Source organism: Pseudomonas sp. MAFF 730105 (assembly GCF_055380705.1).
The window spans coordinates 6010367-6021929 of sequence record NZ_AP018438.1; the positions used below are offsets into that span (position 1 = coordinate 6010367).

The 11563-nt window shown below is 59.1% G+C and carries 11 protein-coding genes and 1 pseudogene; 9 read left to right on the forward strand and 3 right to left on the reverse strand.

The window, feature by feature from the left end; genetic code table 11:
- Positions 1 to 74 precede the first annotated feature (74 nt).
- From apaG to PCOSP_RS26540, 7 genes and pseudogenes are all read left to right on the forward strand, one after another.
- The gene (gene apaG, locus PCOSP_RS26510) at positions 75 to 455 is read left to right on the forward strand and encodes a Co2+/Mg2+ efflux protein ApaG (protein WP_041023945.1); all 381 of its coding nucleotides are present in this window, start codon (positions 75 to 77) and stop codon (positions 453 to 455) included.
- A complete protein-coding gene (locus PCOSP_RS26515) occupies positions 455 to 1333 on the forward strand; it encodes a symmetrical bis(5'-nucleosyl)-tetraphosphatase (RefSeq protein WP_139640599.1) in 879 nt (292 codons plus the stop codon). The genes apaG and PCOSP_RS26515 overlap by 1 nt, the downstream gene beginning before the upstream one ends.
- Before the next feature lie 31 nt (positions 1334 to 1364).
- Positions 1365 to 1694 carry a thiosulfate sulfurtransferase GlpE gene (glpE, locus tag PCOSP_RS26520; protein WP_139640601.1) on the forward strand — a complete coding sequence of 110 codons (330 nt, stop codon included), beginning with the start codon at positions 1365 to 1367 and terminating at the stop codon, positions 1692 to 1694.
- A 300-nt stretch (positions 1695 to 1994) separates the two neighbouring features.
- The gene (locus tag PCOSP_RS26525) at positions 1995 to 3917 is read left to right on the forward strand and encodes a PrkA family serine protein kinase (protein ID WP_041023943.1); all 1923 of its coding nucleotides are present in this window, start codon (positions 1995 to 1997) and stop codon (positions 3915 to 3917) included.
- A gap of 111 nt (positions 3918 to 4028) precedes the next feature.
- Positions 4029 to 5300 carry a YeaH/YhbH family protein gene (locus PCOSP_RS26530; protein ID WP_139640604.1) on the forward strand — a complete coding sequence of 424 codons (1272 nt, stop codon included), beginning with the start codon at positions 4029 to 4031 and terminating at the stop codon, positions 5298 to 5300.
- Positions 5297 to 6861 (forward strand): annotated as a pseudogene (locus PCOSP_RS26535) (SpoVR family protein). The gene PCOSP_RS26530 and the pseudogene PCOSP_RS26535 overlap by 4 nt, the downstream one beginning before the upstream one ends.
- Before the next feature lie 63 nt (positions 6862 to 6924).
- Positions 6925 to 8151, forward strand: a complete 1227-nt coding sequence (locus PCOSP_RS26540; protein WP_464709830.1) for a multifunctional CCA addition/repair protein — start codon at positions 6925 to 6927, stop codon at positions 8149 to 8151.
- A 116-nt stretch (positions 8152 to 8267) separates the two neighbouring features.
- Here the strand turns inward: PCOSP_RS26540 and folK are convergent, their stop codons facing one another.
- Together folK and folB are read right to left on the reverse strand one after the other, a co-directional pair.
- A complete protein-coding gene (gene folK / locus PCOSP_RS26545; RefSeq protein WP_139640608.1) occupies positions 8268 to 8795 on the reverse strand; it encodes a 2-amino-4-hydroxy-6-hydroxymethyldihydropteridine diphosphokinase in 528 nt (175 codons plus the stop codon).
- Positions 8786 to 9139, reverse strand: coding sequence for a dihydroneopterin aldolase (folB, locus tag PCOSP_RS26550; RefSeq protein WP_139640610.1), 354 nt, complete (start codon positions 9137 to 9139; stop codon positions 8786 to 8788). Before folB ends, folK begins: the two co-directional genes overlap by 10 nt.
- A gap of 74 nt (positions 9140 to 9213) precedes the next feature.
- Between folB and plsY the strand changes: the two genes are divergently transcribed.
- Entirely contained in the window at positions 9214 to 9783 is a 570-nt protein-coding gene (gene plsY, locus PCOSP_RS26555; RefSeq protein ID WP_024777402.1) for a glycerol-3-phosphate 1-O-acyltransferase PlsY, read from the forward strand.
- A gap of 5 nt (positions 9784 to 9788) precedes the next feature.
- Here plsY and tsaD read toward each other — a convergent pair whose 3' ends face one another.
- A complete protein-coding gene (gene tsaD, locus PCOSP_RS26560) occupies positions 9789 to 10814 on the reverse strand; it encodes a tRNA (adenosine(37)-N6)-threonylcarbamoyltransferase complex transferase subunit TsaD (RefSeq protein ID WP_139640612.1) in 1026 nt (341 codons plus the stop codon).
- Positions 10815 to 11013: 199 nt separating this feature from the next.
- Here tsaD and rpsU point away from each other — a divergent pair, with 199 nt between their 5' ends.
- Positions 11014 to 11229, forward strand: coding sequence for a 30S ribosomal protein S21 (gene rpsU, locus PCOSP_RS26565; protein WP_002551877.1), 216 nt, complete (start codon positions 11014 to 11016; stop codon positions 11227 to 11229).
- Positions 11230 to 11563: the final 334 nt, after the last annotated feature.

Genomic DNA, 11563 nt, shown 5'->3' on the forward strand with positions numbered 1-11563 from the left:
GGTTTACTACCCGATACTTGGCCTAGACTGATCCCTTCAGCCACGCCCGCGTCCCGTTTCTAAGGCCCTTTTGCATGTCCGATCCTCGCTATCAGGTCGACGTCAGCGTCACCACCCGCTTCCTGGCAGAACAGTCACAACCCGAACATAACCGTTTCGCCTTCGCCTACACGATCACCGTGCGCAACAACGGCTCGCTACCGGCCAGGCTGCTGTCGCGGCACTGGGTCATCACCGATGGCGACGGTCATGTCGAAGAGGTGCGTGGCGAGGGCGTGGTCGGCCAGCAACCGCTGATCGACGCCGGCAACAGCCACAGCTACAGCAGCGGCACCGTGATGACGACCCGAGTTGGCACCATGCAGGGTACCTACCAGATGCTGGCCGAAGACGGCAAACGCTTCGATGCCGTCATCAAGCCCTTTCGCCTGGCGGTGCCCGGAGCCTTGCACTGATGGCCACCTATGCGGTCGGCGACCTGCAAGGTTGCCTCAGCCCACTCAAGTGTTTGCTGGAGCGGGTCGCCTTCGACCCGCAGAAAGACACGTTGTGGCTGGTGGGCGATCTGGTCAACCGCGGTCCGCAATCGCTTGAGACGTTGCGCTTCCTCTTCAGCATCCGCCATTCCCTGGTGTGCGTGCTCGGCAATCACGACCTGCACCTGTTGGCCGTCTGGCAAAACATAGAGCGTTTGAAGAAATCCGATACCTTGAAGGAAATCCTCGACGCCCCCGATTGCATCGAATTGTTGGAATGGCTGCGCCAGCAAAAGCTCATGCACTACGACGAACAGCGCAACCTGGCGCTGGTCCACGCCGGCATTCCGCCCCAGTGGTCCCTGCGCAGGGCGCTCAAGTGCGCCGGAGAAGTCGAACAGGCGCTACGCGACGACAACCTGTTCAGTCCCTACCTGGACGGCATGTATGGCAACGATCCAGTCAAATGGGACAACGACCTCACCGGCGTGACCCGCCTTCGGGTCATCACCAATTACTTCACCCGCATGCGCTTCTGCACCCGCGACGGCAAGCTCGACCTCAAGGGCAAGGAAGGCATCGAGACCGCACCACCCGGCTATGCACCCTGGTTCAAGCACAAGGAACGCAAGACCCGTAACCTGAAGATCATTTTCGGTCACTGGGCAGCCCTGCTGGGCCAATGCGACGAGCCAGGACTCTTTGCTCTCGATACCGGCTGCGTGTGGGGCGAAGCGCTGACACTGATGAACATTGATACCGGCGAACGACTGCGTTGCGACTGCGACGAACAAGGTCACGCCAATCCCCATCAACACCCGACCATTGCGTCATCGCCGACCGGCACCGCCGTCTGATCGGCGCCTGGCCTGCTACAGGAGCCCTCCCATGACTGAATTCAAACGTATTCCCCCAGCCCAAGCCCAGGCCCTGCGAGAGCAAGGCGCGGTCGTCGTCGACATCCGCGACCCTGCCACTTTTTCCGCCCTTCATATCAGCGGGTCCAAGCACCTGGATAACCATTCCCTGCATGACTTCATTACCAAGGCCGATCTTGACGCTCCGGTCGTGGTTGTTTGTTATCACGGCAATTCCAGCCAGAGCGCAGCCGCCTATCTGGTCGGCCAGGGCTTCACCGATGTCTATAGCCTGGATGGCGGCTTTGAACTCTGGCGCACGACTTATCCGTCAGAAACGGCGCAAGGCCCTCACGAATAATTTTTTATCCCGCCCCAAACCCGCGTGGACCGCGGGCTTGAGCGATAGCAGACGAACGGTCTGCCATAACTTATTACGCATTCCACCTGTGCCTCTCCGATTCCGAACTATTCTTAGCCTCAGGCCATCCAAAACAGGGGAGAGCCGGTACACCGGCGCGCGGATCATCGGGAGTCAGCTTTCAGGGACCTTCATCCTGGAAGCATTCTGGGGGGATAAACGGCAGCTGGATTCCCAGCGGCTGACCAGCAACGACTGACTGATCCGACACCGGCTCCACGTATCGAGCGAGGTGACGTCATGAGTATTTTTAGCCACTTCCAGCAACGTTTCGAGTCCACGCGGCAGGAGGAATACTCGCTGCAGGAATACCTCGAACTCTGCAAGCAGGACCGCAGTGCCTATGCATCGGCGGCAGAGCGTCTGTTGCTGGCAATCGGAGAACCCGAACTGCTGGATACCTCGACCAACTCGAGGCTCTCGCGGATTTTTTCCAACAAGGTGATCCGCCGCTATCCGGCCTTTGAAGACTTCCACGGGATGGAAGAATGCATCGACCAGATCGTGTCCTATTTCCGCCACGCAGCCCAAGGCCTGGAGGAGAAGAAGCAAATCCTCTATCTGCTTGGCCCTGTGGGTGGCGGTAAATCGTCCCTGGCCGAAAAACTCAAGCAACTGATCGAGAAGGTGCCCTTCTACGCGATCAAGGGCTCACCGGTCTTCGAATCGCCCCTGGGGCTGTTCAACGCCACCGAAGACGGCGCGATCCTCGAAGAAGACTTTGGCATTCCACGCCGCTACCTCAACACCATCATGTCGCCATGGGCCACCAAGCGCCTGGCCGAGTTCGGCGGAGACATCAGCCAGTTCAAGGTGGTCAAGCTCTACCCATCGATCCTCAACCAGATCGGGGTGGCCAAGACCGAACCGGGCGATGAGAACAACCAGGACATTTCGGCCCTGGTGGGCAAGGTCGATATCCGCAAGCTGGAAGAATTCCCGCAGAACGATGCCGATGCCTACAGCTACTCGGGCGCGCTGTGCAGGGCCAACCAGGGCCTGATGGAATTCGTCGAGATGTTCAAGGCGCCCATCAAAGTGCTGCACCCTTTGCTGACCGCAACCCAGGAAGGCAACTACAACAGTACCGAGGGCCTGGGGGCGATTCCATTCAGTGGCATCCTGCTGGCTCACTCGAACGAGTCGGAATGGCACACCTTCCGTAACAACAAGAACAACGAAGCGTTCATCGACCGGATCTACATCGTCAAGGTGCCGTACTGCCTGCGGGTCACCGATGAGGTGAAGATCTACGACAAGCTGCTGTTCAACAGCTCACTGGCCAAGGCCCATTGCGCCCCCGACACCTTGAAGATGCTGGCCCAGTTCACCGTGCTGTCTCGCCTCAAGGAGCCGGAGAACTCCAACATCTATTCGAAGATGCGGGTGTATGACGGTGAAAACCTCAAGGACACCGATCCAAAGGCCAAATCGATCCAGGAATACCGCGACAACGCGGGGGTCGATGAGGGCATGAACGGCCTGTCCACACGGTTCGCGTTCAAGATCCTGTCCAAGGTCTTCAACTTCGACCCCCACGAAATCGCCGCCAACCCGGTTCACCTGTTGTACGTGCTGGAACAGCAGATCGAGCAGGAACAGTTCCAGGCGGAAACCCGTGAGCGGTACCTGCGCTTCCTCAAGGAATACCTGGCGCCGCGTTATATCGAGTTCATTGGCAAGGAGATCCAGACCGCGTATCTGGAGTCCTACAGCGAATATGGCCAGAACATCTTCGACCGCTACGTGCTGTACGCAGACTTCTGGATTCAGGATCAGGAATACCGCGATCCGGAAACCGGGGAAATTCTCAACCGCGTAGCGCTCAACGAGGAGCTGGAAAAAATCGAGAAGCCGGCAGGCATCAGCAATCCGAAGGATTTCCGCAACGAAATCGTCAACTTCGTATTGCGGGCGCGGGCCAACAACAACGGCAAGAACCCCACCTGGCTCAGCTACGAAAAGCTGCGGGTGGTTATCGAGAAGAAAATGTTCTCCAACACCGAGGACCTGTTGCCGGTCATCAGCTTCAACGCCAAGGCCAGCAAGGAGGACCAGCAAAAACACAACGACTTCGTCACACGCATGGTCGAACGTGGCTACACCGACAAACAGGTACGGCTGCTTTCCGAGTGGTATCTGCGGGTCCGGAAATCGCAGTGAGGCAGTGAAGCGACAAGCAGCAAGCCATGGGCTACAAGGGCGCTCACCGTCCTTGTGCTCACGGCTTGCAGCTTGAAGCTGGGAACTTGAAGCTGCCCCGGAGGGCTCCCCATGAGCTATGTGATCGACCGACGCCTCAATGGCAAGAACAAGAGCACGGTGAACCGCCAGCGATTCCTGCGGCGATACCGTGACCACATCAAGAAGGCCGTGGAAGAAGCGGTCAGCCGCCGTTCCATTACCGACATGGAACATGGCGAACAGATCAGCATTCCCGGCCGCGACATCGACGAGCCGGTGCTGCACCATGGCCGCGGCGGCAAACAGACCGTCGTGCACCCCGGCAACAAGGAATTCACCAGCGGCGAGCACATCCCTCGCCCGCCGGGTGGAGGCGGTGGCAAGGGGCCCGGCAAGGCCGGTAACTCCGGCGAGGGCATGGACGAGTTCGTGTTCCAGATTACCCAGGAAGAATTCCTGGAGTTCATGTTCGAAGACCTGGAGCTGCCAAACCTGGTCAAACGCAACCTGACCGGCACCGATACCTTCAAGACCGTGCGCGCCGGCATCAGCAATGAAGGCAATCCATCTCGGATCAATATCATCCGCACGCTCCGGTCAGCCCACGCCCGGCGCATCGCCCTGTCGGGCAGCAGCCGGGCGAAACTGCGCGAGGTCAAGGAAGAGCTGGCTCGACTGAAGCGCGAGGAACCTGACAATTTCGGCGACATTCAGGATCTGGAAGCGGAAATAGAGAAACTCAGCGCCCGTATCCACCGGGTTCCGTTCCTCGACACCTTCGACCTCAAGTACAACTTGTTGGTCAAACAGCCAAACCCCAGCTCCAAGGCCGTGATGTTCTGCCTGATGGACGTTTCAGGCTCCATGACCCAAGCCACCAAGGATATCGCCAAGCGATTCTTCATCCTGCTGTATCTGTTTCTCAAGCGGAACTACGACAAGATCGATGTGGTGTTCATCCGCCATCACACCAGCGCCAGGGAAGTGGATGAAGAAGAGTTCTTCTACTCCAGGGAAACCGGCGGCACCATCGTCTCCAGCGCCTTGAAACTGATGCAGGAAATCATGGCCGAGCGTTATCCGGCCAATGAATGGAACATCTATGCAGCCCAGGCGTCCGACGGGGACAACTGGAACGACGACTCACCGATCTGCCGTGACATCCTGATCAACCAGATCATGCCGTTCGTCCAGTACTACACTTATGTGGAGATTACGCCACGGGAACATCAGGCCCTGTGGTATGAATACGAACGCATCGCCGAAGCCTTTTCCGACACGTTTGCGCAACAGCAACTGGTCTCGGCCGGGGATATCTACCCGGTCTTCCGTGAACTCTTCCAGCGCAGGTTAGTGACATGACCGCCAAAAAAGAGCAGAAGCGCCAACCCATCTCCACAGGCTCCGAATGGACGTTCGAGCTTATCCAGGCCTACGACCGCGAAATCAGCCGTATCGCGGATCGTTATGCCCTCGACACCTACCCCAACCAGATCGAGGTGATCACCGCCGAGCAAATGATGGACGCCTACGCGTCGGTCGGCATGCCGCTGGGTTATCACCACTGGTCCTATGGCAAGCACTTCCTCAGCACTGAAAAATCCTACAGTCGCGGTCAGATGGGGCTGGCTTATGAGATCGTGATCAATTCCGACCCCTGCATCGCCTATCTGATGGAAGAAAACACCATTTGCATGCAGGCACTGGTGGTGGCGCACGCGTGCTATGGCCATAACAGTTTCTTCAAGGGCAACTACCTGTTCCGAACCTGGACCGACGCCAGTTCGATCATCGATTACCTGGTATTCGCCAAGCAGTACATCATGCAATGCGAGGAGCGCCACGGCATCGATGCCGTGGAAGACCTCCTGGACTCCTGCCATGCCCTGATGAACTATGGGGTGGACCGCTACAAAAGGCCGTATCCGATTTCCGCCGAAGAAGAACGCCGGCGCCAGAAGGATCGTGAAGAACACCTGCAAAAGCAGATCAACGACCTGTGGCGCACCATTCCCAAGGGCGCCGACAAGTACAGCGAGAAGGACAACGCGCGATTCCCCGCCGAACCCCAGGAAAACATTCTCTATTTCATCGAAAAACACGCACCGTTGCTGGAGCCGTGGCAGCGGGAGATTGTGCGCATCGTGCGCAAGATTGCCCAGTACTTCTACCCGCAACGCCAGACCCAGGTCATGAACGAGGGGTGGGCCACGTTCTGGCACTACACCTTGATGAACGACCTGTATGACGAAGGCCTGGTCACCGACGGCTTCATGATGGAGTTCCTGACATCCCACACCAGCGTGGTGTTCCAACCCGGATTCGACAGCCCTTATTACAGCGGCATCAACCCTTACGCATTGGGTTTTGCCATGTACCGTGACATACGACGCATGTGCGAGGCCCCCACCGAAGAGGACCGTCGCTGGTTTCCGGAAATTGCCGGCTCGGACTGGTTATCCACGATCAAATTCGCCATGAGCAGCTTCAAGGACGAGAGTTTTATCCTGCAGTACCTCTCGCCCAAGGTGATCCGCGACCTGAAACTGTTCAGCATTCTCGATGACGACCAGAAGGACGACCTGCTGGTGCCCGCCATCCACGACGAAAGCGGCTACCGCATCATCCGCGAAACCCTGGCCGCTCAGTACAACCTGGGCAATCGCGAGCCTAACGTACAGATCTACAGCATCGATCGGCGAGGAGATCGTTCGCTGACCTTGCGTCACCAGGCGCACAACCGCAAACCGCTGGGCGACTCTACCGATGAGGTGCTCAAGCATTTGCATCGCCTGTGGGGCTTCGACATTCACCTGGAAACCCTGCAGGGCGACCAGGTCATGAAAACCCACCATGTCCCCCCAGAAACGAACAGACTGAAGGCGATTACGGCCGCCTGGACCTGGCCGTCATCCATCTTTGATCCCGTTTTCGCCTCCGTTGGCCCGACGCAAAGGTTATCCTGTCGGATCAACGGAGGTTTTTTATGCAGATCTATAAAGTCGGCGGCGCCGTTCGCGATCGCTTGCTGGGCATCCCCGTCGCCGACATCGACCGGGTCGTGGTGGGCGCCACCGCCGAGGAAATGCTCGCCAAAGGGTTTCGCCCCGTGGGTGCTGACTTTCCCGTGTTTCTCGACCCGCGCACGGGCGAGGAATACGCCCTCGCCCGCACGGAACGCAAAAGCGGCCGGGGTTACGGCGGCTTCGTGTTTCATGCCAGCCCTGAAGTCACCCTTGAGGAAGACCTGGTTCGCAGGGACCTGACGATCAATGCCATGGCGGAAGATGATCATGGCAACCTCACCGACCCCTACCACGGCCAGCGCGACCTCGAAGCCCGCCTGCTGCGCCACGTTTCTCCGGCGTTTGCCGAAGATCCGCTCCGAGTCCTGCGGGTTGCCCGCTTTGCCGCCCGTTATGCTCCGCTGGGTTTCAAGGTTGCGGACGAGACTCTGGAGCTGATGCGCCAGCTCAGCGATTCTGGCGAACTGGAAGCCTTGACCGCCGAGCGCAGCTGGAAGGAAATTTCCCGCGCCCTCATGGAAAACCAGCCACAGGTGTTCATCCAGGTCCTGCGCGACTGCGATGCCCTGAAGGTCCTGATGCCTGAGGTCGATGCGCTATTCGGCGTGCCGCAACCCGAAGCCCATCACCCGGAAATCGATACCGGCGTACACACCCTGAGCGTGCTGGAACAGGCCGCCCTGCATCAACAACCGCTGACAGTCCGCTGGGCCTGCCTGTTGCATGATCTCGGCAAAGCCCTGACACCCGAGCAGGATTGGCCGCGACACATCGCCCATGAGCACAAGGGATTGAAACCGATCAAGGCGGTTAACGAACGCTTCAAGGTGCCACGGGACTGCCAGGAATTGGCGCTATTGGTTGGGCAATATCACACCCATGGCCATCGTGCGCTCGAATTGAAAGCGTCCACCTTGCTCGAATTGCTACAGAGCTTTGATGTGTACCGCCGCCCCCAGCGCTTCGAAGAGTTTATCGCAGCCTGCGAAATGGATGCCCGAGGCCGCAAAGGCCTGGAAAATCGAAGTTATCCACAAGCGGATTACCTGCGCGGCGCGGCAGCGGCGGCGCGCGGGGTGGCGGTGCAGCCATTGCTGGAGAAAGGCTTCAAAGGGCCTGAACTGGGGGAGGCGATCAAGCGCGAGCGGCTCAGGGCGTTGAAAGCGTACAAGGAGGGAGCGAACTGACAGGTTTCATGCCCGCTTGCATATTCAACGGACGAGTGACCGCCATCGCGAGCAGGCTCGCTCCCACAGTGTCGGTATCGGATACCTCTGTGGGAGCGAGCCTGCTCACGATGGCGTCAGGAAATTCGCAACAGGTCCGAAGACGTCAGCTGCTCGCCCCGCCATTCAAAAGCCACCGGCGCCAGGACCTGATCAATCTGCGATTCGTCCCACAACGTGGCAAAACTTTTACCTACGCTTGGGTGAACGCGATCCGGCGCAATCAACGACAATGGCCACAAGACAAAGGCATTTTTCAGAATTTCCGCTCGCGGCAGAATCAGACCATCGAAATTGCCGACCTGCTCGCCATACAACAACACGTCGATGTCCAGCGGCAGCCCCTTGCGGTCCGGTGCATAACGACCATTGTCCGCCTCGATGCACTTGAGACGACGATCCAGCTCCATCAACGGCAGGTCCGTGAAGGCCGACACGACGAAATTGAAGAAAGGCCCACTCTTGATGCCCACCGGCTGGCTCTCGAACACCGCCGAACAGCGCATGTCCACCAGAAACGCCGCAAGGGCTTCAAGCCCCGCGCACAAATGGGTTTCGCGCTCGATATTGCTGCCGAGCCCGAGAAAAACCTGTGTCAGCGACATCCGCGCTCGATCTCCACACCCACTCCGCTGGCCGCCGGAACCGCGCCAGGCTTGGTTACTTTCAGACGCAACCAGGTAATCTTGAACTCATCCATCAGTTCCTGGGCCAGCCGCTCGGCGAAAGTCTCGACCAACTCGAACCGGGCCTGCTCGGCAAATGCCTGGATGCGCGATGTGACACTGGCGTAGTCGAGCGCCAGACTCAGGTCATCGCCTGCAGCGGCCGGGCGATTATCCCAAGCGAAACGCAGATCCAGCCGCAGGCACTGTCGGATGTCTCGCTCCCAGTCGTAGGCACCGATTACCGTGTCGACTTCCAGGCCCTCGATAAACACTCTGTCCAAGCACTCTTCTCCGCAGCACGACAAGGGCGCAATGCGCCGTTAGAATCAGGGCATCCTCGCCCGGAATAGTTAGCATGTTTTGGTTACTGGCGATCCTCGCCTACCTGCTCGGCTCGCTGTCCTTCGCCATTGTGCTCAGCCGCCTGACGGGTCACCCCGACCCGCGAATGAGTGGTTCAGGCAATGCCGGCGCCACCAACATGCTGCGCCTGGCCGGACGCAAACTCGCCGTCCTGACCTTGCTTGGCGACCTCTGCAAAGGCCTTGTGCCAGTCCTGATCGCCAGCCTTGCAGGGCTTTCCTTGCAGCAACAGGCCTGGATCGGTGTCTGCGCGGTCATCGGTCATCTGTTCCCGCTGTACTTCCGCTTTCGGGGCGGCAAGGGTGTCGCCACCGCCGCCGGCATGCTGCTGGGCCTGTATCCGCCCGCCGCACTGCTGGCCGTCTCGGCCTGGCTGCTGATGTTCTACCTGACCCGCACCAGCTCATTGGCTGCACTGATCGCCACTCCGCTGACCCTGCCGTTGCTGGCCTGGCAGGAACCCGAGGCCTTGCTGCCAATGACCGCACTGGTGGCGCTGATCGTCTGGCGTCACCGGGGCAATCTACGCGACCTGTTCGCCGGGCGCGAACGGCATTTTTAAATACTTCACAACGGCGACAGCTGCTCCATGGGCCAGCGCGCCTGCACACTGATCGCCAGGCTTTCCTGTTGGCCAGCCTGCAGGCGCTGACAGCCGGCAAAGGCGATCATCGCGCCGTTATCGGTGCAGAATTGCGGCCGGGCGTAATAAACATCGCCTTTCATGTCGCCAAGCATTTTTTCCAGCGACACCCGCAGGGCCTTGTTCGCGCTCACGCCGCCGGCGATGACCAGGCGCTTGAGCCCGGCCTGTTTCAGGGCGCGCTTGCATTTGATGGTCAAAGTCTCCACCACGGCCTGCTGGAACGCCAGCGAGATGTCGCAACGGGCTTGCTCATGGTCGCCCCCGGCGCTGACGCACTGTTGCCAGGTGTTCAGGGCGAAGGTCTTCAAGCCACTGAAACTGAAATCCAGCCCCGGGCGGTCGCACATCGGCCGGGGAAACAGGAAGCGCCCCTCAACCCCTTGAGTCGCTAGCCGTGCGATTTCCGGTCCACCCGGATAATTGAGGCCCATCATCTTTGCGGTTTTGTCAAAAGCTTCGCCAGCCGCGTCGTCCAGGCTTTCCCCCATCAGCGCGTATTGACCGATACCGTCGACCCGGACCAGTTGCGTATGGCCGCCGGAAACCAACAAAGCGACGAACGGAAACTCCGGCGGCTGCGGCTCCAGCATGGGCGCCAGCAGATGGCCTTCCATGTGATGCACGCCCAAGGCGGGTATGCCCCAGGCAAAAGCCAACGCCTGGGCACAGGAAGCCCCGACCAACAACGCCCCCACCAGGCCCGGCCCGGCGGTGTAGGCAACGGCATCGATCTCGGTCGGCACACAGTCGGCTTCGGCCAGGACCTGACGTATCAGGGGCAGCATGCGCTTGACGTGATCGCGGGACGCAAGCTCGGGCACCACGCCGCCGTAGGCGCGGTGCAGGTCGATCTGACTGAACAGCGCATCGGCCAGCAGGCCGCGTTCACTGTCGTAAAGCGCGACGCCGGTTTCGTCGCAGGAAGTTTCTAATCCCAGTACTAGCATGGGTTTGCGCCTTGTGGAGGCTGAATTCGAAGGCGCGCATAATAGTCGCCACGTTGTGCCCCGACCAGCGGTTTTCGATCAGAGGCTTTGCATTCCTGGCGTTGAGGGGTTAACATCCGCAACCCTTAAAAACCGACGTCTTCAAGTGCTCTTTTGCCGCGAGGATGTTGACCCCGGTAATGAATGAAGGTAGCTCTGGATGCCAGCCGTCAAAGTAAAAGAGAACGAACCCTTCGACGTAGCTCTGCGTCGTTTCAAGCGCTCCTGCGAAAAAGCCGGTGTTCTGGCTGAAGTTCGTAGCCGCGAATTCTACGAGAAGCCGACTTCCGAGCGTAAGCGCAAAGCAGCAGCCGCTGTTAAGCGTCACGCCAAGAAAGTTCAGCGCGAACAGCGCCGCGCCGTACGTCTGTACTAATACACAGACGTTCGTAGCAAGCTTCTGCCAAGCCCGGCCTTCAAGCCGGGCTTATGGCATTTGCGGAATAACGCTTGATGCTTCACTGTCAAAGCCGCAGACGCGACCGAGACAACTGCTTCATCACGTCAGACCTGGCTCTTTTGCCAGCGGTGCACGTCTCTTCTGACGAGCCTTCCAAGGCTACTGACGAGCACACCCTGATTCCTCTAACGACGATCAGCCCTTGGCACCTGCTTGCGTGCCCGCTCGATGAGCTATCCGAGGCCTGACCGGCCGTTACCGGATTCAGCGCAACATATTCAAACAGTCGAATACTGATGGTAATTAACGT